General features: G+C 26.3%; 24 protein-coding genes. 4 read left to right on the top strand and 20 right to left on the bottom strand.

Going from position 1 to position 22848, the window contains the following annotated elements:
• Positions 1-61 precede the first annotated feature (61 nt).
• Both ACFIJ5_RS10935 and ACFIJ5_RS10940 read left to right on the top strand, forming a co-directional pair.
• Entirely contained in the window at positions 62-682 is a 621-nt protein-coding gene (locus tag ACFIJ5_RS10935) for a hypothetical protein (RefSeq protein ID WP_379806926.1), read from the top strand.
• A gap of 77 nt (positions 683-759) precedes the next feature.
• Positions 760-1002: a hypothetical protein gene (locus tag ACFIJ5_RS10940; protein WP_379806928.1), complete on the top strand. Its 243-nt coding sequence runs from the start codon at positions 760-762 to the stop codon at positions 1000-1002.
• A 58-nt stretch (positions 1003-1060) separates the two neighbouring features.
• Here ACFIJ5_RS10940 and ACFIJ5_RS10945 read toward each other — a convergent pair whose 3' ends face one another.
• The 6 genes from ACFIJ5_RS10945 to ACFIJ5_RS10970 all read right to left on the bottom strand — a co-directional run bounded on the left by ACFIJ5_RS10945 (position 1061) and on the right by ACFIJ5_RS10970 (position 7909).
• The gene (locus ACFIJ5_RS10945) at positions 1061-1783 is read right to left on the bottom strand and encodes a hypothetical protein (RefSeq protein WP_379806930.1); all 723 of its coding nucleotides are present in this window, start codon (positions 1781-1783) and stop codon (positions 1061-1063) included.
• Between the two features lie 737 nt (positions 1784-2520).
• The gene (locus ACFIJ5_RS10950; RefSeq protein WP_379806932.1) at positions 2521-2907 is read right to left on the bottom strand and encodes a hypothetical protein; all 387 of its coding nucleotides are present in this window, start codon (positions 2905-2907) and stop codon (positions 2521-2523) included.
• Positions 2908-2983: 76 nt separating this feature from the next.
• Positions 2984-4081 carry a hypothetical protein gene (locus ACFIJ5_RS10955; RefSeq protein ID WP_379806934.1) on the bottom strand — a complete coding sequence of 366 codons (1098 nt, stop codon included), beginning with the start codon at positions 4079-4081 and terminating at the stop codon, positions 2984-2986.
• A 1-nt stretch (position 4082) separates the two neighbouring features.
• On the bottom strand, positions 4083-5873 hold the full coding sequence (locus tag ACFIJ5_RS10960; protein ID WP_379806936.1) for an HSP90 family protein: 1791 nt from the start codon (positions 5871-5873) through the stop codon (positions 4083-4085).
• Between the two features lie 378 nt (positions 5874-6251).
• Positions 6252-6623 (bottom strand): hypothetical protein, encoded by a 372-nt coding sequence (locus ACFIJ5_RS10965; protein ID WP_379806938.1) that lies wholly within the window; start codon positions 6621-6623, stop codon positions 6252-6254.
• Positions 6624-6769: 146 nt separating this feature from the next.
• Positions 6770-7909, bottom strand: a complete 1140-nt coding sequence (locus ACFIJ5_RS10970; RefSeq protein WP_379806940.1) for a D-alanyl-D-alanine carboxypeptidase family protein — start codon at positions 7907-7909, stop codon at positions 6770-6772.
• Between the two features lie 201 nt (positions 7910-8110).
• On the opposite strand from ACFIJ5_RS10970, the gene ACFIJ5_RS10975 reads away from it, so the two are divergent.
• Both ACFIJ5_RS10975 and ytfJ read left to right on the top strand, forming a co-directional pair.
• Entirely contained in the window at positions 8111-8683 is a 573-nt protein-coding gene (locus tag ACFIJ5_RS10975; protein WP_379806942.1) for a DUF2953 domain-containing protein, read from the top strand.
• A complete protein-coding gene (ytfJ, locus tag ACFIJ5_RS10980; RefSeq protein ID WP_379806944.1) occupies positions 8683-9132 on the top strand; it encodes a GerW family sporulation protein in 450 nt (149 codons plus the stop codon). Before ACFIJ5_RS10975 ends, ytfJ begins: the two co-directional genes overlap by 1 nt.
• Here ytfJ and scpB read toward each other — a convergent pair.
• From scpB to ACFIJ5_RS11050, 14 genes are all read right to left on the bottom strand, one after another.
• Positions 9129-9743 carry an SMC-Scp complex subunit ScpB gene (gene scpB, locus ACFIJ5_RS10985; protein WP_379806946.1) on the bottom strand — a complete coding sequence of 205 codons (615 nt, stop codon included), beginning with the start codon at positions 9741-9743 and terminating at the stop codon, positions 9129-9131. The two genes, ytfJ and scpB, sit on opposite strands and share 4 nt — an antisense overlap.
• A complete protein-coding gene (locus ACFIJ5_RS10990) occupies positions 9730-10485 on the bottom strand; it encodes a segregation/condensation protein A (protein ID WP_379806948.1) in 756 nt (251 codons plus the stop codon). The genes scpB and ACFIJ5_RS10990 overlap by 14 nt, the downstream gene beginning before the upstream one ends.
• Positions 10460-11668 carry a tRNA nucleotidyltransferase/poly(A) polymerase family protein gene (locus ACFIJ5_RS10995; protein ID WP_379806950.1) on the bottom strand — a complete coding sequence of 403 codons (1209 nt, stop codon included), beginning with the start codon at positions 11666-11668 and terminating at the stop codon, positions 10460-10462. Before ACFIJ5_RS10995 ends, ACFIJ5_RS10990 begins: the two co-directional genes overlap by 26 nt.
• 382 nt (positions 11669-12050) lie before the next feature.
• Positions 12051-13232, bottom strand: a complete 1182-nt coding sequence (locus tag ACFIJ5_RS11000) for a D-alanyl-D-alanine carboxypeptidase family protein (RefSeq protein WP_379806952.1) — start codon at positions 13230-13232, stop codon at positions 12051-12053.
• A 142-nt stretch (positions 13233-13374) separates the two neighbouring features.
• Positions 13375-14193 carry a purine-nucleoside phosphorylase gene (locus tag ACFIJ5_RS11005; protein WP_379806954.1) on the bottom strand — a complete coding sequence of 273 codons (819 nt, stop codon included), beginning with the start codon at positions 14191-14193 and terminating at the stop codon, positions 13375-13377.
• A gap of 50 nt (positions 14194-14243) precedes the next feature.
• Entirely contained in the window at positions 14244-15059 is an 816-nt protein-coding gene (locus ACFIJ5_RS11010; protein ID WP_379806956.1) for a purine-nucleoside phosphorylase, read from the bottom strand.
• Between the two features lie 58 nt (positions 15060-15117).
• On the bottom strand, positions 15118-15999 hold the full coding sequence (gene xerD / locus ACFIJ5_RS11015) for a site-specific tyrosine recombinase XerD (RefSeq protein WP_379806958.1): 882 nt from the start codon (positions 15997-15999) through the stop codon (positions 15118-15120).
• A gap of 148 nt (positions 16000-16147) precedes the next feature.
• Positions 16148-16771 (bottom strand): stage II sporulation protein M, encoded by a 624-nt coding sequence (gene spoIIM, locus ACFIJ5_RS11020; protein WP_379806960.1) that lies wholly within the window; start codon positions 16769-16771, stop codon positions 16148-16150.
• A 67-nt stretch (positions 16772-16838) separates the two neighbouring features.
• On the bottom strand, positions 16839-17357 hold the full coding sequence (locus ACFIJ5_RS11025) for an NUDIX hydrolase (protein ID WP_379806962.1): 519 nt from the start codon (positions 17355-17357) through the stop codon (positions 16839-16841).
• A 95-nt stretch (positions 17358-17452) separates the two neighbouring features.
• Entirely contained in the window at positions 17453-18268 is an 816-nt protein-coding gene (gene spo0A / locus ACFIJ5_RS11030) for a sporulation transcription factor Spo0A (RefSeq protein ID WP_379809594.1), read from the bottom strand.
• Positions 18269-18454: 186 nt separating this feature from the next.
• Positions 18455-19531, bottom strand: coding sequence for a SpoIVB peptidase (gene spoIVB / locus ACFIJ5_RS11035; protein ID WP_379806964.1), 1077 nt, complete (start codon positions 19529-19531; stop codon positions 18455-18457).
• A gap of 294 nt (positions 19532-19825) precedes the next feature.
• The gene (recN, locus tag ACFIJ5_RS11040; protein WP_379806966.1) at positions 19826-21535 is read right to left on the bottom strand and encodes a DNA repair protein RecN; all 1710 of its coding nucleotides are present in this window, start codon (positions 21533-21535) and stop codon (positions 19826-19828) included.
• Between the two features lie 10 nt (positions 21536-21545).
• A complete protein-coding gene (locus tag ACFIJ5_RS11045; protein ID WP_379806968.1) occupies positions 21546-21998 on the bottom strand; it encodes an arginine repressor in 453 nt (150 codons plus the stop codon).
• Positions 21995-22843, bottom strand: coding sequence for an NAD(+)/NADH kinase (locus ACFIJ5_RS11050; protein WP_379806970.1), 849 nt, complete (start codon positions 22841-22843; stop codon positions 21995-21997). The genes ACFIJ5_RS11045 and ACFIJ5_RS11050 overlap by 4 nt, the downstream gene beginning before the upstream one ends.
• Positions 22844-22848 lie beyond the last annotated feature (5 nt).

The following is a 22848-nucleotide window of genomic DNA, read 5'->3' on the forward strand; positions in this document are numbered from 1 at the left end:
GTCAGTAATTCATATTATATAGTAAAGGAAAAAATAAAATGTTAAGGCGAGGTTGAAATATATGAAATATTCCAATCATTACTGTTGTAGTAAAGGTAGTAATTGTATATATATATGTATATACAAGCGAAAAAATAATAAGAAAAAATATGAATATGATATAGATATAATACATGACCGAAAAATTAAATATGTTGAGTTTAGTTACTGTAAGTATATGTGTAATAAATGTAAAAGAAATAAAGCCACTATATGGCTTTTAGTTGACGGAGAACCAACTGACAAGAAATGTCTTTGTCAATGTCCTTGTAGATGGGATTTAAACAAAAAAGTTTCAAAGTTGAAATTGTTATCTACTAAAAAATTAAAGCCTGAATGTATATGGTTTACTGTAGTGTATGAAGAAGAACAAGAATGGATTGAATTAGCTCCAGGAGCAAGTTATCCTTTACCTCTTATACCCCCTGAAATAAGTAAAATTACATTTGATGCTAAGACTGATCCTGGGACTAGTTCAGAAATATCAATTCTTGCTTACGGACTTCCACTTCAAGTTGTTACAATTTTGGAAACTATAAACACTGTCAATTTAAATCTTGGTTCTACCTTTCCCATTGATATTTTGTCTATGACAAACACAGGATCTTCACCAATTTATATTCGTAATTTGATAACTGAATAATCTAGAAGTATATACTCATTTTTTCAATAATCGTAGGTTAGCGTAACAACTATACTTTTAGTTATTACGCTTTTACTATGTACTTATACACAACCCTGCAGCAACCTTATTCTTATTTAAATACAATAGCATCAAAAAAACATCTAAAATCAATTAATCAATTAACTTTAGATGAAGTAACAGAACTTACTAACCTTATATACAAATCTAGATTAGCTTTAAATAAAATTAGTGATATCAATGAAATAGTTATTATTCAAGAAGAACGTTCAAACCACTTTCATGTATGGCTTTTTCCAAAATATAATTTCAACAGCTGATTTTCTTATAAATTTAATGCAATCTTAAAGTAGGAATTAGTATGTAAATTCCAAGCTATCATTTAAATTTTTTATCAACATAATCTATAAGTGTGTAATCAATTTCATCCCCTAATTCCGTAACTAATTGAAATAGAATTGGTTCTTTTGGATTCATGGGTTTAATTTGTTCAGTTGGTATATCATAGACCTGCAAACCATACCTTTGAGGCTTTGTAATTATTACAACTTGATTGCCATACGTAATGATTTTTAAAATTTTTGATTTAATTACTACTGTACGAATAAAAGCTAAAGGATTATCTAATAAAGGAAATTGATGACTTTCTTCATATATTCCTAAATTATGAATAAAATCATAATTTATAGATGCAGTAGTGTATGTTGTAAATAATCTATGCATTGCATAATGAATCCTATTAGGCACATAACTCCAACGACCATAGTCACTATGCCAATATTCTTTATATGCTTGTTGTTTCCAATTTGGGTTATTATATGCTGGTGGTGAATTTATCTTACTCCCTTTTTCAATCACTTCTGAAATAGAATAAACTTTAGAGGGAAATGGATATTGAAAAAATGGTGAATCATTGATATTTTTAGGATTATCTGGTTCTAATGATTTTAAACGCTCTACCGCTGCTTTTTCTCTTAATTTATTTTTATCATTAGTAATTAACGGATTAAAACAATATTTATTTTCCCACCAACTAGGTAATGTTACAATTAAAATACTTATCACTAATCCAATAACTAATATAATTTTTGGTCTTTTCATCTAATCACCAACCGTTCATCACATTTTACTATATTATATCTAGTATTTATTTAGTTATAGTATACCCATAAGCGAAGAACAAATTTATTTTGCAATATTCTTATTAAACGCAGCAACCTAAAAAAACAAACAATTTGAAAAACATAGTATCATTCAAACGAATTCATATATGTAAATTATATAAATTATTTAGTATTATATGGTATAATTGGTAATGATTGAATTTAAATTATAAAATAAAGTGAATTCGTTAAAAGGGGGATACTAAATATGAGGTATTTAGGTTTATCAAATTTATTTTTATTACTATTAGTAGGAATTATAATTTATTTTGCATGGTCTTACTTTAAAAAGATAATTAACCAAAAGAACTAAGTATTTCTGCTCATGTTTTCCTATTAGGTATATTACCAATATCAAGTTTTTTCTTAATATATATTTTAATAACTACAAGTTCCTTAGATTTTTTTGGGTATATATTTGTGATATTTTTTACATGTTGTGTGTTTATTAATATATGGAATAGACCACCATATCAATTAGCCCATTTTCTAACTTTTATACTTTCATTTCCTTACATAGCTTCTTTTATTATTTGCAAAATTATCTTACATTTTAGAAGATATAACGGATTAATTGATACTAAAATTTAAAAAATATTTTTTAAATTTGAAAAAACACCGTATCATTCAAATGAATTTTACGGTGTTTTTACAAAGCAATATGTGCCTTTTTTATTAATCACTTATATCCATATTTTTTGCTTGTTTTTTATATTTGTGATATGCAAAAGTTCCTCTTATACCTTCTATGTATGCTATAATAAAAACTATTATCAAAAAGCTGAATCTTCCTCCACTTAATACTATTGCCATTACTTTTTCAGCTGTATAAAATACTAGTCCTAAAATAGCTGCAATTCTTGACATTTTATGTATTCCAAATGCAATTATAAGTACAAGTCCTACATCAATAAAAGTCCAATAATCAACATCCAAAATAGCATGTCCACTCATACTCAATGCAATACTTATAGTTGTAATAATTGCTATAAAGATAGATGCAATCACTCCTTGACTTGCTACTTTTTTTGCTGTTTCCATACTTGTTATTTTACCAAACATATTTTTCTTCCTTCCTTTAATTTATTTTCAACTCAACTTTCGCAGAAAAAATATCATTTATCGAAGTTTAGAATCACTATTCCTTGCCAATGCAAATTTTCAAATACCTCTTTACATCATCTGATACAATACTATTGTTATTTCTTTTATCAAACGCATCCATAATACTCATACTTTCATTTCTAAAAAATTCACTTAACTCACTTACATTGTATCCATCCTCTGAATATATTTTAGAACTTGTAGGAACCTTTATCTTTACAATTTCAACTTCATTTTCCTGTAGTTTTGAAAACAAAGCATATGCTCCAACATTAAACCACATCTTTGAACTGTCCATATTAGCTTTTAAAAAATTTGAATAGTTCTTTTCAAAAACTTTAATTCCCTTTTCTGGATTAGTAAGTGCAAGATACATCATATGAAACCCTATTTCTGTTACAAAAACTTTATCACCATTAATAAGTCTTATTCCTTTTCTTTGTAATGTTTCTGCTAATTCATATTTCTTTAACTCATATAATGGTAATAATAATTTTGCAAAAGTGACATGAGGTATTTGTGCACATTTTAGTGTACCGTTAATAATATTTTTAGCTTCTTTTAAAGCTTTTTCATATTTTCCTAAAAATATATAATATCTAACTATAGCATCTAACGTACACGCCCTACAATCGTCATATTCCTCATCTTCAGGTTCAAGTAAAAACTTTTTATAATACTCTTGTATATCTGTACCATTGTCAATTCCACTCATATAAGCTTCTATTCTTAAACTATAATAAGATTTAAGACTTACATTGTTTTCTATAAATATTTTTTTCATATTTTCATAAACATTATTTATTTTTTCACAAGATATAGATGTAAATTCAGTAATCTCACTTGATATGTATTTATGATGCCAAATACTGTTGTAAATTACTTTATCATCTGTGTATCCTTTTTTTCTTTGAGCTTGACACCATGTAAAATGCATAAATGCTTTTATTATTTCTCCCGAAAATACATAAGCATCTATTAAGTCAAATCTACAGTACATTTCAAATAATACATCATCATGCTGTCCAGCAATATTTACTGCTTTCTCTAACAGCGCAAGCTTATATTTATCTTTATTTTTATATTTATATGCTTCATATACATATTTCAACGCATCTTCTTTATAACTCATCTTACTGTCTCCTATCTAAAACTAAGTTTATTAATGTATTTATACCACCTGTAAATAATTCATTATCTATTTTTTTTATAGGATGATGACCAAGCATCAAACTCTGCACATAAAGTATTTCTATAACTGTTTTCTTAAGTTTTTTATCACTGCAATTTACAAGCTGTTTTACTAAAAAATTATTGTAGTTAAAACATAGATTAGCACAACTTCCTTCAATTTGATTTTGGAAAATACCTGCTATCTCTCCAAATAGATTATCTTCAACACTAAAGGCTTCTTCTTTAGTATTTTCAATCTCTTTCAAAAACTTTGCTTCTTCACTAATATTGTATATACTTGGAATTTCTGAAGGATTAAATTTTTTTATGCTACAAATACATCTTTCTTTCATTAGAACTTTGTCTGCAAAATTTACAAAGTTAAAAACTTCATTCATTTCATCAATAGTCAATTCTTCAAATTCTTCTGTAATATCTTCTGGTCTTATTCTCTCTACAACATAGTCATTAATACATTCATTAAACTTTTCTATTAATTCTATGTCATTTACGTATCCTCCATTGATGATACAAATATCTTGAGCTTTTGCAGTTTTTTCAATTTGCTTAAATTCATCCACAGTAGATGTATACTTTATGTATTTATATTCTTCGTAAATATTCCAAAGAGTTTTTCTTCCTAAAGAAGTTTCAAAAGGAATATAATTAATCATTATTCTATAAAGCTCATCATCTTCAATAGCCATAAGCTTTAAAGAATCGTAATGTACATTAATAATTTCAACTAATTTTTTCTTATCAGTTGCTGCTAACTTATAAAAGTAATTTTTAATGCACTCTGAAATCTCATTTCTTACTTTTTCTAAAGTACTATCTTCAAAGAAATCTTCTCTAGATGCTGTAAGTCTCATATTTTCAGCATTAAGTATTGGTTTTATGAAAAATGCCCAAGATGGCATTAATTTGTCACAGCTATCTGATACAAACATATCTTTTACATAAATTTTTCCTTTTATTTTTGAAGAAATACTAACTCTTCTAGATAAAATGTAAGCTGCTCCATTTATATTTCCTGTTTTAGATTTCATAGGTATACAATCTATAAAATTTTCTTTAAACTCTTCTTTTCCTATTAGAAGCCAATATTCTTTATTAAATACATCTTTCTTCCATGGAACAAAATATTTATTGATTCTTTTACTTTTATCTGCACTATTTAATGTAATCTGATAAGGTAAAAACTTACCATAATATTTCAAAGTATTGTAAATATAATCATAATCAAAAAATTCTTCATATCCTTTTTTTGATTTAAGATATACCCTTGTTCCTGACTCCAAGTCTGCTTCTATTTTCTTTATGGAATATGTACCATCATTTCTACCTTTCCACTCATATACTTCATCACTATTTATAGACTTTGTTATTACAGTTATCTCATCGCACACAATAAAACAGGATAGTAACCCTATCCCAAATCTTCCTATAAAATCACTTTTACTTACTTTTAAACTTTCACGTTTTGAGGATTGTCCAATAACTGATAAAAAGGCATGAATATCTTCTAATGTCAATCCTACCCCGTTGTCTTCAATAATTAAGGTGTCATCATATAATTCAAAATTAATGGCACCTTCTAAGTCTTTATTTATTTTTTTATGTGCTGTAATAGCATCCACTGCATTTTGTAATACTTCTCTTACAAATACTCCTGGATTACTATATAAATTATCTGAAAGTAATGAAATAATTCCATCTAGATTGACTTGAAAATTGTAGTTTTTATCCATATGATCCTCCTAAATTTTAAAACTATATATAATCTTATTCATGTAATAATATGAATAATTACTTTAAAATTCACTATTAAATAAATTAAGTTAATATGTCTAATATTTTACTGTTTTATATGTATTGTAACATATCAAACATAAATTTGTCGATACACGCTGGAAATTTTTCTACAGAATTTTTTTATATTACTTTAATTTTTATTAAACTTTTGTAAAAAAGATTAATAAGATAACTTTCTATCTCTAAATTCAATTTATACATTGTCTATAATTTCTATAAATTCTTTTCATTTAAGTTTACTTTTTATTTTACTTACATAATTATATTTATGTAAACAAAGATGTATTTAAAGAATGAAGTGCCATATTGACACTTCATTCTTTAAGCACATCTTTTATATTATTTTGAACTAATATAACTATAGTATATACACCTAATGCTGTACCTATAGGGAACTTTATTAAACTAATACCCCCTAAAATAAATCCCAATATCCTTGACCAAGATTTATTTTTTAATAATGCTATACCTTCTACTATATATGGTACTCCTAGTATCATAAATATACTTATTATTGCAGAACCCAAAGAAGTACACATAGCTGGTACATTATATTCTTTAATAAAAGCTCCAACTCCTGTTAGTGCTCCAGCAATAATTGCATATGTTAAAACATACATACACCCTATTATTATATAAAGCACTCCTAAGACTTTAACATGAGTTTGTAATGATTCCTTGCTCAAAAAAACACCCCCTCAATTACTTTTATTCAATAAATACTTCATGTATTCCCCCTAAAATAATTGTTTTAGTAATTCCTTATGAGTATCCTTTTGTGCAATTTTTGCCAACTATTCTATAAAAATAGAAGTGCCAATGCGGCACTTTATCACTTAGAAAACTTTTCTTTTATCTTATCAAAGAATCTAAATCTTTTTATATGAGGTTTTACTATTAAATTATCCTTACACACAAGACTAGTTTTGTATAACGTCTCCTTATTATCATTACATACAACCAAACTACCAATTTGTTCCCCTTTAACTAATGAATCCTTAATACAATTTCTAGGTTTAATTACCTTTTTATAATAATTTGTACCCTTTTTAACTGGAACTATAATGTCCTTGCTGCTGCATAAATCCACTTTACTCTTTTCATCTATTTTAAGAGTATCCATAATCTGACCCTTTGATGCTATTTTTACAAAACCATAATTACTTTTTACAAAATCATATATTTTTCTTGTTTCTTTCCATCTTGTATTTGAATTTAAGATTACAATTACAATTTCACTATTATCTAATTTAACTGAAGTAACTAAACATTTTCCAGCATTACCTGTATACCCAGTTTTAACACCATTTGCCCCTGGAATTTGCCACAATATCTTATTTATATTTCTATAACTTCTTGTAAACCCTGAAGTACTTTTATCAATACTCTTACAGCTTACAATTTGATTAAACAATGGAATTTCCTTAGCCTTTGATGTTATCAAAGCTAACTCATATGCTGTACAATAGTGATTGTCACTATCTAAACCATGTGGTGATTCAAAATGTGTATTACACGCCCCAATTGAAACTGCATATTCATTCATAAGTGCAACAAACTTTTCTACACTTCCTGCAATTCCTTCTGAAATAGCAATAGCTGCATCATTACCAGATTTAAGCATTAATCCATATAATAGTTCTTTTAATGAAACACCTTCTCCTTCTTTATATCCAACCTTTGATCCTCTTATTTTTGAAGCATTTTTGGAAATTATTATTTTTTCATCTAAATTTCCATATTTTAAAGCAACCAACGAAGTCATTATTTTAGTTGTACTTGCCATGGGAATTATACTTTCTGAATTTTTACCGTATAACACCTGTTTTGTATTTGCATCTAGCGCAACTGCAGCCCTTGCATTTATATACATTTTCTTTTTAGAAACAGCTTCTACGTTTGTAATGGTACACATATTTAATATCATTATACTAAACAAAAAAATGGATATCCTTTTTACTTTCTTTACCATTATATCACCTCATATTTGATTTCCCTTTTCGCAGGATAAAAGTACTGTTTAGCGAAGGGAAATGATATATTGCATAAGAAACATAAAACAAACAACGCAACATATCATTTCCCGCAGCGATTGCTTTCATCTCCGAAAATTAAATTAATAAATTTTCCATATTTGGTTAAACTATAAATTAGAACAATTGGAGGAATGTGTATGTTTTTATTTTTTGCGGCCATAGTTATTATATTTTTATTATTTCCTATACCAATAAAAATACAATTGAAATTTATGGATAATAAATTTGAACTATACTTTTATAATAAAAAAATAGATTTAAAAAAAACTAAAGATACGGACTCTAAAAAGAAAAAGAAGAAAAGATCTAAACTAAAATATTTTCAAACAAAAAAACTCACTAAAGACATCCTTATAAATATATATAACATATTAGAATTTAACCCTTTATTTAAGCCTAGTTTAAAGTTTAAATATTATTTATCAATTGGTACTGATGATGCAGCAAAAACTGCCCTACTTTTTGGACTTATCAACACTATGCCTGCTTATATATATAAATTTTTGAGTAATTTTTTCAAAGTAAAAAAATATAAGTATCATATTAATCCAAACTTTAATAAAAAAGAAATTAACATTCAAATATCGAGTATAATTTTTGCAAATATAGTAAAAGTTATATATATGATATTTAAAATTTTAAGTATATCAAAAAAATACAAAAATAAACCTACTAATTCAAATAATTTTAAGATGAAGGAGGAATATTAGTGGAAAATAATTCTATAGAAAATTTAATGAAAACTACATTAGAAAATTTAAAAGATATGATAGACGTAAATACTATTGTAGGTACTCCAATAGAATCAAAAGATGGTGATTTAATTTTACCTATCTCTAAAGTATCTTTTGGTTTTGCATCTGGGGGAAGTGAATTTTCTACAAAACAAACTCCTGAACCTAATCCTAAATTACCTTTTGGAGGAGGTTCTGGTGCAGGCGTGTCAGTTAAACCCGTAGCATTTTTAGTAATGAAGGGTGACTCTGTTCGCTTACTTTCATTAGATGCAGAAAATACTTATGAAAAAATGATAGATTCTGTTCCTCAAGTTTTTGATATGATAAAAGAAATGGCTAATAATAAAAAGAAAAAAGATAAAGATTGTTGTAAAGATAATTTAGAAGAACAATTTGATGCATATGAAGATAAGGAATATTAATTTTCCTTATCTTCTTTTTCATTTTGATCTATTATATCTTCATGTGTTATATCATTTGTAAGCTCTTGTAAAGCTGGTAAATCCTTTACCTTCTCTAGTCCAAAATGTTTTAAAAATTTGTCACTTGTAGCATATAAAATAGGTCTACCTGGAACTTCTTTTCTGCCACATTCCTTTATAAGTTCTTTTTCTGAAAGTCTTGATATTGCCTTATCACATTTTACCCCTCTTATTTCTTCAACATCTATTCTTGTTATAGGTTGTTTATATGCAATAATTGCTAAAGTCTCTAATGAAGCTTGCGATAAAGAATGTTTTACATTTACTTTTAAAAGCTTTTGAACATACTCACTATTTTCACTTCTTGTAACTAATTGATAACATTCATCTATTTTTATTATTTTTATACCTCTTTCTTCCCTGTTATAGCAATCCATCATTTCATTTAACAACTGCTTTGTATATTTTATAGAGGAACTTAGAATTGAAGCTATTTGATTAATTTTTAATGGTTCTCCACTAACAAACAATAAGGATTCTATTATAGAAAAAAACTTCTTTTTTCTAGAAACTTGTTCTATTTCTATTTGATCTATGTTATTTTCCATCACTATTTACTGTCCCTTCTAAATATATTTCTGTAAAATTACCATCTTGATATACATTTATTACTTTTAGTTTTATTAATTCTAGTAGTGCTAAAAATGTAACTACTACCTCTATCTTAACTGAACATTCTTCGATAACTTCTGAAAATTTAAATTTTGACTTCTCGTTAATTTTGTTTTTCAAGTAAGTCATTTTATCTTCAACTTTAAAATTGTCAATTATCATTTCTTTTTTAATAGAATTATTGTGATTAGTTTTATTTATATACCTATTCATAACAGAATTATAAATGTTAAAAAGGTCAAGCATAGTAACCTTTTTTAAGAAATCTAAACTTTTATCTATTTTTTTATTCTCAATAATCTCAGGTTTTTTACTAAAAACTATCCCTGCAGTATTTTCTCTTTCTTTCAAAAATGCTGCAACCTTTTTAAATTTATTATATTCAATTAACTTGTCCATTAATTCTTTTCTAGGATCCATATTTTCATCATTTTCATCATTTTCTTCTTTTCTTTTAGGAAGTAATAATCTTGATTTAATTTCTAATAAAGTAGCTGCAATAACTATAAATTCTGAAGTAATTTCTAGGTCCATTTCTTTCATACTATTAATATATTCTAAGTATTGATTAGTAATTTCATGTATTTTTATATCATAAATATCCATTTTATTCTTTTTTATAAGATGCAGTAATAAATCAAATGGTCCTTCAAAATTATGTATTTTTATTTTTAATGACATTAATAATCTCTCCTATATTTTCTTTAACATATTGTTTACCTAATTCGAGATTTGTATTTAATTGAAGATTATTAAAATACTCAATAATTTCTCCAATAATTTTCCCTCTTTCTGATGACATTTCTATTATATCCTTACCTTTTATATCATAATCCAATTCTTTCATTTTATTGAAACATATAATCTTATAAACTAATGTTTTATCCCATGACATTAACATAATATCATATGGATTTAGTTTGTTTAAAACTTTATATATTCTATCATTATCACTATATAAAAATAATTCCTTTGAATTTATTTCATCATAATATATATTTTTAAAAGCTTGTTTAATATCTTTATCTATAATTGAATTATCTATGAATTTATACTTAAAACTCTTGTCTTTTAAACTTAAAAATAAATTAAGTAATCGTAGAGTCTTATCATCATATTTAAACAACTTATTATCTTTTCCTAACATCCCAAGATTTAAATCTAATATTTCAACCTCTGAACACTTTCTATACATTTCTATCCACTTATCTTCTTCACATATAAGAAGTAACTCTTTTATTATTCTATCATTACTTACAGTGTTTAATACTTTATTCTTTACACACTCCATAATCTCTTTTTCATCAACTAATTTTAAATCACATCTAACAGAATATCTTACAGCTCTGAAAATTCTTGTAGCATCTTCATAATAAGTATTTTCTCTTATCTTTTTTAATTTTTTATTTTTTAAATCTTTCAATCCACCAAATATATCAATCAATTCATCATTAATCAAATCATATGCCATGGCATTTACGGTAAAGTCTCTTCTATATAAATCATCTTTAATATGTGAAGGGATTATATCTGGAAGTGAACCTTTATATTTATATATTTCTTTTCTACACCTAATTATATCAATTTGCACTCCATTATTAAATAATAGAGTAGAAGTTTGAAATTTTTCGTAATAATTAATCTTTTTAACATTAGATATATTTTCAATGAATAAAATAGGATCTGTATCTACACATATATCAATATCTTTTGGTTTTTTGTGCAATAAAAAATCACGCACAGCTCCACCAACAATATAAGCATTTATATCATTATCTTTAAAAAATTTGATAAGCTGCTCTAAAATATCTTTTTCTTTAGTATCAAAATTATTTATTATATCCAAATGTAACAACCTTTCCACCTTATTTTCACCATATTATTATACTATACTACCAAAGCAAAACAAAGGCATATATTGCTTCCAAGACCTTTATCTTAACTGTCTTTTGTGCAATACATGCCTTCTTGATTAAAATCTCAACTCTCGCAAATGAAATACGGTTGCTTCGGGAAATGATATATTTCTCTGAAACCTTTCACTTCAGTAACAAGTTCTAAGCTTTACTCATATTGAAAAAAGATTTTTTAATTAATATTCCGTAGGAATCAGTAATTAAAAAATAACTTTTTTCAAATTCGTAAAACTAAGATCTTGTAAACTTTGTTCAAATGTTTCTTACGCAATATATTATTTTCCTTCGCTAAACAGTATTTTTATCCTGTGAAAGTTGTAAAATATAAATTTAAACTGCAAAATCAAATAACTTACTGAAATTTAATTTTATATTATCAAAAATAGTATATGCCCTTACATCTCTATCGCTATATATTGGAATCTTAGTGTAAAGTTTATCTCCTATATATACTTCGCAATTTCCAACTATTTCACCTTTTTTATATTCTTTTTTCTTTTTGTTTATGACACATTTTTTAGTTATCTTGCTATTTGAGCCTTTTTCAACTATTGCGCTTAGATTCTTACTACTCTTTGCAATAAAAAATCTACTTCCTTTTTTATTTAATTTAATAGTATCTACAGTTTGACCTTTTGTTAGAACTTTCTTTATTTCGAATTTTGAAAATCCATAGTTCATTAACATACTTGCATCTCTATTTCTCACCTTATAAGTTGGGGCTCCCATTATTATAGCTAACATTCTAACCCCATCTCTTTTAGCTGTAGCTGAAATACAATATTTTGCTTCATTTGTAAAACCAGTTTTTAATCCGTCACAACCTTTAAAAAATCTAACTAGTTTATTATGATTTACTAACCCTATAGGACTTTTTCTTCCTTCAGATATAGTTTCCATATATGTACCAGTATATTTTAAAATTTTAGGATGTTTTAACAACTCTCTTGACATTATTGATATGTCGCAGGCACTTGTCAAATGTCCTTCTGCTGAAATACCGTGACAATTTTTAAATGTAGTATCCTTCATGCCTAATTCTTTTGCTTTTTTATTCATCATAACTACAAAATTTTCTTCACTGCCGCCTATATATTCAGCTAATGCAACTGCTGCATCATTTCCTGATGCTATTGCTACTCCTTTTAAAAGTTCTTCTACCGTTCTTACCTCGCCAGTATCTAGCAGCATACTACTATTTCCACCTTGACCCATTTTCTTTGCATTTTCACTAACAGTTACTTTATCACTTAATTTTATTTTCCCTTTATCAACATTTTCCATTGTTAAAAGCATTGTCATTATTTTTGTAACAGAAGCTGGTGCAAACTTTTCATGTGAATTTTTGTCAAATATTATTTTGCCACTTTCTGGTTCCATTAGTAGTGCAGATTTTGCTTCAATTTTTATATTTTCATCATTTGTTTCTGCTTTCGCAATAATTGGTTTAAATTGTATCAAAAAACAAAAAATCAGAACTGAGCTTAAAATAAATTTACTATTTTTTTTCATTTCCATCCTTCCCTTCGAAAAATTTTACATAATTATTTTTACCAATATTGCAAAATATTATTACTACAAAAAATAATAAAAAAAAGAGACTGCCTTGCCACAGAAATTACTTTCTATTTTAAGACAATCCCTCTTCTTTGTATTATAACTGTTTAACTACTTCTTTTACTAAAGATACAAACTTAACCTTTGCTCTGTTAGCGGTTTCAACCACTTTTGCATGGTCTAATGGTTCTAACTCATCGGCTAGTGCCATATCTGTAATACATGATATTCCTATAACTTTCATAGACATATGATTGGCAACTATTACCTCAGGAACAGTAGACATTCCTACAGCATCTCCACCTATTCTTCTAAGTAATCTTAGTTCAGCAGGTGTTTCATATGTTGGACCTGATAGAGCAATATAAACACCCTTTTGAATTTTTATATCCAATTCTTTTGCACATTTTTCTACTAATTTGCCAAGTTCCCTATTATAGGCTTCTGACATATCTGGGAATCTTGCTCCTAACTCATCATAATTTTTTCCCATCAAAGGGTTATCCCCTATTAAATTTATATGATCTGTTATTAGCATTAAATCTCCAGCTTCAAAATTAGGATTCATTCCACCAGCTGCATTTGTAACTATAATCTTCTCTATACCTAATGCTTTCATTACTCTTACAGGGAAGGTAACCGCTTCCATAGTGTTGCCTTCATAATAGTGAAATCTACCATTCATAGCTATTACTTTTTTTCCATTTAAGTCCCCTATTATTAATTCGCCTGCATGACCCTTTACTGTTGAAACAGGAAATCCAGGAATATCTTTATATTTGATGACCTTTTTATTATCAATATCATCAACAATACTTCCAAGTCCACTTCCAAGTATTATAGCTGAATCAATCTTAGAATTATCAATAGAATAAATATATTCTTTTGCCTTATTAATTTTTTCTAATAAATTCATAATCATACCCCACTTTAACTATCCTAAATTTTGTTTATTAAACTACACAATTACATACTTTTAACTATTTCTTTAACAAGTTTTATAAATGTATTTTTTACTCTATTTGAAGTTTCAATAACTTCTGCATGATTTAATGGTTGATCAAGTATTCCTGCTGCCATATTAGTTATACATGAAATACCTAAAACTTTTAATCCACAATGATTTGCTGCTATAACTTCTGGTACTGTTGACATTCCTACAGCATCTCCACCTAATGCTCTTACCATTCTTATTTCTGCAGGTGTTTCATATGTAGGACCAGTCATCATTAAATAAACTCCCTCTTTTACATCAACATCAAGTTTTGATGCAACATCTTTTGCTAATTTTATTAAGTCTTTGCTATAAGCTTCTGACATATCTGGGAATCTTGGTCCAATTTCTTCTTCATTCTTGCCCATTAATGGATTGTTAAATGCAAAATTTATATGATCATTTATTAACATTAAATCGCCAGGTTTAAATTCTGTATTTACTCCACCAGCAGCATTAGTAACTATTAAATTCTTTACTCCTAGATTTTTCATTATATAAACTGGTAATGATAATGTTTCCATTTTATTGCCTTCATAATAATGAAATCTACCTTGCATCATTATAACTTTTTTACCATTTAATTTACCAAAAACATATTGACCTGCATGACCTTTTACTGTTGATGTTGGCATATTAGGAATATCTGCATATTTAATTATTACTTTATCTTCAACTTCTTCTGCTAAAACTCCTAGTCCAGAACCTAAAATGATACCGATTTCTGGTTCATCATTTAAAATTCCTTTTACATATTCAACACTTTCCTTTATTCTTGCTAATTCCATTTTTGTTCCTCCTTAGTTGTTTTATATTTAAAATAAATACGTGAATAACCACGTATGATTAAGCTCTTGGATGCGTTTTCTTATATATTTCTGCTATCTTACTCTTTTTTGATACACTTGAATAAATTTGAGTAGCTGCAATATTAGAATGACCCAATAACTCTTGAACTATTCTTAAATCTGCACCATTTTGTAATAAGTGTACTGCAAAAGAATGTCTTAAAGTGTACGCATTTATATTTTTGTTTATATTAGCTTCTTCTGTGTAATACTTTATAATTTTCCAAAACCCTTGACGTGTAAGCTTGCCGCCGTGAGTATTGAAAAATAAATAATCTAGATTGTTTACATTAAAACTCTTTCTAATCTTTAAATACTCTTCAATGCAATTAACTGCATAAGAACCTATAGGAATAATTCTTTCTTTTTTTCTACTGCCTCTACACTTAATATAATTTAACTTAACATCTACATCATATATTGTCAAATTTAAAAGCTCAGATACTCTAATTCCAGTGGCATACATAACCTCTAGCATTGTCTTATCCCGCATACCTTTATGCGTACTTAAATCTGGTTTAGATAATAAAATATCAACTTCTTCAACTGTTAATATGTCTGGTAAATTTCTTTTTATTTTTGGAATCTCATATTTAAATGTTGGATCTTCTTCTACAAATCCATTAATTATAAGATATCTATAAAAACTTCTTATTGAAACAATATTCCTTACTATAGAACTATTAGCCATACCTTGTCGTTGTAAACTCTGTACATAAGCCATTACAGTTACTACATCAATATTTAAGATATCTTCCTCTCTGTTTACTGTAAACTCTATAAAACGTTTAATATCTCGAATATAAGCATCCATAGTATTATCTGATAATTTCTTTTTTTTAATACTTTCAATGTATCCAGGTAACAAATCATTATTCATAATATTACTCCTATAATTATCTTTAATTTTATACTAAAATATTTTAGAACAATATTCAAGACATTTTTTGAAATTTTATTTATATAATATCAAATATATCATATTTTTTTAATATAACTTAAATTTTGAATGGAATACCAAAATTAACTTAAACAATTAATTTAACTACATTAGGAGTTAAATATCCTTCAATAAAGTATCCTAAAAAAAGTAATATAAACACTATTAAAAATATAAAAGAGTAAGATGCAACTCTTTGTAAAATATTTGTAGTCCACTGCTTATTTATTCTATTTTTAATAATGGTAAGTGAAAACTCCATTGCAACTACTGATACAAATACTATGCAAGGTATGTATATAATATTTTGGGGAATTATCCCCAAAATACTTATCCATATACCTTTACCACCTAAACTACTAATTAATGAACTTATGCTAAATCCTAATGTAAAACCTTTTAATATATTTGTACCTAATATAATGGGCAAACCAATTATAGTTAATCCTAAAAACCATATTACAATTAATAATGGTATGTTGTTTTTCATTGCTAGTAAAAAAATATCTTTAGAATCTATATTAAAATTTTCCAAATTATTAACAAAGCTTACAAGATATGTAGATATGTTACCTTTATCACTTGAAGCCATATATTTTACATAATAGACTCCTAATATCATTCCTATAAATATACAAATTATGCTTGATAAATAAAGCCACATATTTTGTTTTACATGATTATTCAAATTACCTTGAAGATTGCTTAGCATATAAATCCTCCTCTGTTTATTATTCTCTAATATTTATGATTTTAAGAGGATTTATATTCCTATTAATTTAAAGCATCATAAGTGCACATATTGTTTTTGCATCTACTATTTCTTTATTTTTTATCATATCTTTCATTTTATCAATCTTCATCTCGTGTAAATTTATAAATTCATCTTCATCTCCACCTATAATTCCTTTATATAAATTTTCTGCCTTAAAAATGTAAATGTATTCATTGCAAAATCCTGGGCTTGTAACAACTTTTCCTAAATAACTCATATTATCACTTTTATATCCTGTTTCTTCTTCCAACTCTCTTTTTGCACATACCTCTATCTCTTCACCTTTTTCGATTTTACCTGCTGGTATTTCCAAAATACATTCATCAATAGGTTTTCTAAATTGCTCAACCATCAAAATTGTATTTTCATCTTTAAATGCAACTATTGCAACTCCACCTGGATGTTTTACAATTTCTCTTTTACTTTTTTTTCCATTAGGAAGTTTTACTTCTTGAAGTCTAACATCAATAATTTTACCTTTGTATATTTGTTTTTCATCAATAGTTTTTTCGTATAATTCCATTTGATTTTCCCCTTTTTAATAACATCTTCAATATACCATTTTAATACAAATTATACATTTATCTTATGATTACATTTTAAAATTTGTGGATTTTATTAAGAAACCTTATTTTTTAACCTTAATTTATCAGCTACCATTGCTATAAATTCAGAATTTGTAGGCTTACCTTTGTCATTATGAATAGTATATCCGAATAACTTATTTATAGTTTCTACTTGTCCTCTACTCCAAGCAACTTCTATTGCATGACGAATTGCCCTTTCAACTCTACTAGATGTAGTATTATATTTTTTTGCTATTGAAGGGTATAATTCTTTTGTTACAGCAGATAATAATTCAATATCATTAATTACCATTATTATTGCTTCTCTCAAATACATATATCCCTTAATATGTGCAGGCACACCAATTTCATGTATAATATTTGTTATTTGAGTTTCTAAATCTTCATGTCTACTTTCTTGAACCATAGTTTCTTCATTTCCAAATTGTAAGGCATTTTTTCTTTTTATTCCACTATTAGAAATAGTATTATTAAACATTTGTCTTATTCTCTTAATAAATACATCCATATCAAAAGGCTTAACAACATAATAATCTGCACCTAAAGTTATGGCTCTTTGAGTAATTTTATATTGACCAACTGCAGATAATACTATAACTCTTGGCATATGTTCTAAATCCATATTACCTAATCTTTCTAAAACTCCAAGGCCATCTAAATGTGGCATTATAATATCTAATATTACTAAATCAGGTTTCTTTTCCTCAATTAATTTTAAAGCTTCAACCCCATCTTTTGCAATTCCTGAAACTACAACATCCCTTTGAGTTAATAAATAATCATGTAAAATGTTGCAAAATTCTTTATTGTCATCAGCTATTATAACGTTAATTTTTGAATCTTCCATTTCAACCTTCCTTTCTATTATTTCCCTTTTATTTTCCATATGTTAACATTTATTCCATTCGACAAACAATATTTAATTTCCTTCTTTTTGTAATAAAAAAATTTTTCAAACAAAAAAAATGAGTAAAAAATATTGAATAAAATATCTTTTACTCTTATTTTACTATTTTTAGCTTACTTTTACCAGTTATTTTGATATAATTTTAGCATCTTTCAACATCCACTCTATATAAACTCCATATCCCACATCAGGTTTATTGACTAAAACATGGGTTACAGCACCTACTAACTTATTATCTTGAATTATTGGACTTCCGCTCATTCCTTGTATGATTCCACCAGTTTTATCTAATAAACGTTTATCTGTTATCTTTATTACCATACTCTTTGGTCCAGGTGAATCTTGAGGTAATAGCTGCTGTATTTTTATATCATATAACTCAGGTTCTCCACCATTTATTGTTGTTAGAACTTTTGCATTACCAGGTTTAATTTCATTTCTATAAGCTACTTTTAGTGGTTTATTAAACTTTTTAGATACCTCTATTTTATCACATTCTCCAAATATCCCACAATTAGTATTAGATTTTATATTTCCTAAAGTGCTTTCTTCATTTACAAAAATACCTTTTAATTCTCCAGGTTCTCCCTTTACGCCTTTTTTTATTGAAATAATTGAGGAAGAAATTATTTCTCCATCTCTAACTTTTAAAATATTACCAGTGTCCATATCTGTAATTGCATGGCCTAATGCTCCAAATTTTTTGTGTTTTGGGTCATAAAAAGTTAACGTTCCAATTCCTGCAGTAGAATCTCTTATCCATAATCCTATTTTATATTTATCTTCACTATATGATTTTTGAGGCTTAATTTTCCTATTAATTAAATTTCCTTTTCTTTCAATTAACAAATTTAATTCTTTTCCATCTGAATGTACTACTTCTTCTGATATCTGTTCACAACTAGTTACTTCCTTGTTATTAATTTTTACTATACTATCTCCAACTCTTATTCCACAATCACTTCCTGGACAACACTCTTTTCCGTCCTCACATTGAACATCTGATAATGCAACAACTAAAGCACCTTTTGTATTTAGTTTAACACCAATAGGCTGTCCTCCAGGATAAACTTCAATGTTTGGATGAGCATTAACTGTAATAGGATTAACACAATTCGTACATACTTTATATTGAAAGCTTAAAATTAAAATAAAGAGAGGAGTTAATATGAAAGATATTATATTAGAAATTTTTTTATTCACTTCTTCGCCTCCAATCTTTGTATCCTAATTTTAAGTTACCCTTTTATTTACTCTATTATGCTATCATTTAGCTTCATTAAAAGTTAATCATTAATACATAAAACTATTTTATCTTATTAATAAAAATATAATATTTTATAACTTTATTTTCTTAGTATTGCTATTTTAACAAAAAACAAAGTACAAAGAAGAAAGAAAAAATAAGGAAGATTTTCAAAATAAAAGTTTTTCTGTAAGAAAAACATCCATATTTTAACTTTGTACTTTGTACTTTATACTTTATATTTAGTTCTTTTAATTTTCCACTGTCATTTGTCCACTTTTCTTTATTGTTGCTATATCAATTAATTCTCTTGCATTTTGTAGCGTTAACTCTGTAACATTGCTTCCACCAATCATTTTAGCAATTTCATATTGTTTTTGTTTTTCATCTAATTTAACCACATTTGTATAAGTTTTATTACCTTCTATAATTTTTGAAACTAAATAATGATAATCTGACATCACAGCTATTTGTGATAAATGTGTTATACAAAAAACTTGATGTGACTTAGAAATCATATACATTTTTTCCCCAACTCTTTGAGCTATTCTGCCGCTTATACCAGTATCAATTTCATCAAATATAACTGATGGTATATCATCTTTGTTTATAAATACATTTTTTAATGCTAACATAATTCTAGATAACTCACCACCAGAAACAACTTTAGTAAGTTGCTTTAAAGGCTGTCCTGGATTTGTAGATATCAAAAATTCAATACTATCTTTGCCTTTTTCATTAAACTTTTCTTCAACATTTACTTTTATATTAAAAATACTTTTTTCAAGTCCTACATAATTTAATTCATTTTTAATTTTATTTTGAAGTATATTAGCAATATTTTCTCTTATCTTATGCATCTTTTCACACAATTCTTGCATTTCACAGCTTACTTCATTTTTTTCTTTATGTAATTTATTAATTATTTCTTTACTGTTTATCATTTCATTATATTTATGTGTTATTTCATCTTTATATTGCAAAATATCTTTTATAGTTTTTCCATATTTTCTTTTATAATTATCTATTTCATAAATTCTATTATTAATTTGTTCTAATTCATTTTCATCATAATATGCATCTTCACCTAAATTTCTTATATTATCTGTTATATCTTGTACATTGTAATATATTTCTTCTATAGTATCAGCCATTTTGGCTACATCATTTGAAGTATCTTCTATATCTCTTAAATTTTTCAAAACAACATTTAAAGCATCACATACTGATGAATTAGAATTATCTCCATAATGAAGAAGATTATAACTTGATGTTAATGCTTTGTTTATTTTTTCATAATTTGATAATTTTTTATGTTTTTCTTCTAACTCAATATCTTCATTTATATTTAAATTTGCCTTTTCAATTTCATCAATTTGATATTTTAAAAAATCTATAACTTTTTCCTTTTCTCCATTTTTTCCACTTAACTCTTCAATTTTTTTCTCTATAAATTTTAACTTATCATACTTAGTTTTATATTTCTGTATAATACTATAGATTTTATCATTACCAAAAGTATCGATAAAATCTATATAGTTACTACTATTTAATAAATTTTGGTTCTTATGCTGACCATGTATATCAATTAAAGTTGAAGTTATTATTTTTAATTGAGATAATAGTAGACTTTTACCATTTACTTTTGCAATATTTTTTCCTGATTGGAAAGTTTCTCTGCTTATAATCAATATTTGATCTTCATATTCTATGTTCATTTCATCTAATATTTCTTTTGTTTTTGAATTTTCGATAGAAAAAATTCCTTCAACATACGTTTTCTTCTCTCCAATTCTAATTAGATCCTTCTCAAATTTACCACCTATAACATATTGAATTGCATCAATTAAAATAGATTTACCAGCTCCTGTTTCACCTAAAAATACATTAAATCCTTTTTCAAAGTTAATAGTTAATTTTTCTATAAGAGCAAAATTACATATATTTAATTGTAGGAGCATACTATTCCTCCTATTCACTTAACATTTTTTTTAATTTTTGAACTATTTCATTTGCTTTTTTTTCACTTCTTATTAATAAAAATATAGTATTGTCGCCAGCTATTGTACCAGCTATTCCTTCAAAATTCATTGAATCTATAGCTTCTGCAGCTCCTGGAGCTGATCCTGATATTGTCTTTACTACTATAAAATTATTTATTTGCTCCACATACAAAACTGTTTGTGAAAAAATACTAATAAGTTTATCAGATAAAAAACTCTCACTAGGTGAAATTGTTGCATATTTATATTTTCCATTTGATCCTAATACCTTTATTAATTTAAGTTCTTTAATATCTCTAGATACAGTAGCTTGAGTAACTTCTATTCCATTTTTTCTTAATTCTTCTGCAAGATCTTCTTGAGTTTCAACTTCCATTGAATTAATTATTTCTATTATTTTGGCATGACGGGCTAATTTCATTTACATTCACCTTCTTCATATTTGTTTATTCTAAGCATAATTTTTTTTCTTAGAGTTTCAAAATAGTTATGACCTTCTAATCTTATTAATTTAGATTTATATTTGGATTTTTTTATAATTATTTCACTTTCACTATTTAATTCAAATGCTTCCTGACCATCAACTGTTAGAAAAACACTTTCATTTTTTTCATCAAATTTTATACTTATTTGACTATTTGAATCTAAAATCATGCTTCTCATATTAAGTGATAATGGACATATAGGCGTAATAGAAATTAAATCTAATGTTGGATAAATTATAGGTCCACCTGCAGATAAAGAATATGCTGTTGAACCTGTTGGCGTAGATAATATTATTCCATCTGCAATGATATTATTATAATAGTGACCATCTATATTCATATTATAATTAATAACTCTTGACAAAGCTCCTTTAGAAATTACAATATCGTTTAAAGAAATAATTTCTTTATCTGCCTTATTATCCCTCAAGATACATTGTATCATCATTCTTTCTTCTATGAAATACTTTCCTGCAAATAATTCTGATAATGCTTTTTTTAATTCATTACTTTCAGCCGTAGTTAAAAAACCTAAATTTCCAAAATTTATTCCTATTATTGGTACAGAATATTTAGCCAATATTCTAGCCGTTCTTAGTATAGTTCCATCTCCACCTATAGAAATTACTATATCTAACTCTGAAGCCATATTATTTATTTTTTTAGAATCTCTAAAAATATATGTATTATATTTATCTTTATCTATACAATTTAATATTTCTTTTAAAATTTTTTCATTAGGATCTTTATTCGCGTTTATATTAATACCTATGTTCTTCATGTTTC

This window comes from Haloimpatiens myeolchijeotgali, from assembly GCF_042688525.2.
GTDB lineage: Bacteria > Bacillota > Clostridia > Clostridiales > Clostridiaceae > Haloimpatiens.

Coding starts and splice junctions, on each gene's coding strand:
- ACFIJ5_RS10935 (WP_379806926.1), top strand. CDS start 62: ATGAAATATTCCAATCATTACTGTTGTAGTAAAGGTAGTAATTGTATA.
- ACFIJ5_RS10940 (WP_379806928.1), top strand. CDS start 760: ATGTACTTATACACAACCCTGCAGCAACCTTATTCTTATTTAAATACA.
- ACFIJ5_RS10945 (WP_379806930.1), bottom strand. CDS start 1,783: ATGAAAAGACCAAAAATTATATTAGTTATTGGATTAGTGATAAGTATT.
- ACFIJ5_RS10950 (WP_379806932.1), bottom strand. CDS start 2,907: ATGTTTGGTAAAATAACAAGTATGGAAACAGCAAAAAAAGTAGCAAGT.
- ACFIJ5_RS10955 (WP_379806934.1), bottom strand. CDS start 4,081: ATGAGTTATAAAGAAGATGCGTTGAAATATGTATATGAAGCATATAAA.
- ACFIJ5_RS10960 (WP_379806936.1), bottom strand. CDS start 5,873: ATGGATAAAAACTACAATTTTCAAGTCAATCTAGATGGAATTATTTCA.
- ACFIJ5_RS10970 (WP_379806940.1), bottom strand. CDS start 7,909: ATGGTAAAGAAAGTAAAAAGGATATCCATTTTTTTGTTTAGTATAATG.
- ACFIJ5_RS10975 (WP_379806942.1), top strand. CDS start 8,111: ATGTTTTTATTTTTTGCGGCCATAGTTATTATATTTTTATTATTTCCT.
- ACFIJ5_RS10990 (WP_379806948.1), bottom strand. CDS start 10,485: ATGTCATTAAAAATAAAAATACATAATTTTGAAGGACCATTTGATTTA.
- ACFIJ5_RS11000 (WP_379806952.1), bottom strand. CDS start 13,232: ATGAAAAAAAATAGTAAATTTATTTTAAGCTCAGTTCTGATTTTTTGT.
- ACFIJ5_RS11005 (WP_379806954.1), bottom strand. CDS start 14,193: ATGAATTTATTAGAAAAAATTAATAAGGCAAAAGAATATATTTATTCT.
- ACFIJ5_RS11010 (WP_379806956.1), bottom strand. CDS start 15,059: ATGGAATTAGCAAGAATAAAGGAAAGTGTTGAATATGTAAAAGGAATT.
- xerD (WP_379806958.1), bottom strand. CDS start 15,999: ATGAATAATGATTTGTTACCTGGATACATTGAAAGTATTAAAAAAAAG.
- spoIIM (WP_379806960.1), bottom strand. CDS start 16,771: ATGCTAAGCAATCTTCAAGGTAATTTGAATAATCATGTAAAACAAAAT.
- ACFIJ5_RS11025 (WP_379806962.1), bottom strand. CDS start 17,357: ATGGAATTATACGAAAAAACTATTGATGAAAAACAAATATACAAAGGT.
- spo0A (WP_379809594.1), bottom strand. CDS start 18,268: ATGGAAGATTCAAAAATTAACGTTATAATAGCTGATGACAATAAAGAA.
- recN (WP_379806966.1), bottom strand. CDS start 21,535: ATGCTCCTACAATTAAATATATGTAATTTTGCTCTTATAGAAAAATTA.
- ACFIJ5_RS11045 (WP_379806968.1), bottom strand. CDS start 21,998: ATGAAATTAGCCCGTCATGCCAAAATAATAGAAATAATTAATTCAATG.
- ACFIJ5_RS11050 (WP_379806970.1), bottom strand. CDS start 22,843: ATGAAGAACATAGGTATTAATATAAACGCGAATAAAGATCCTAATGAA.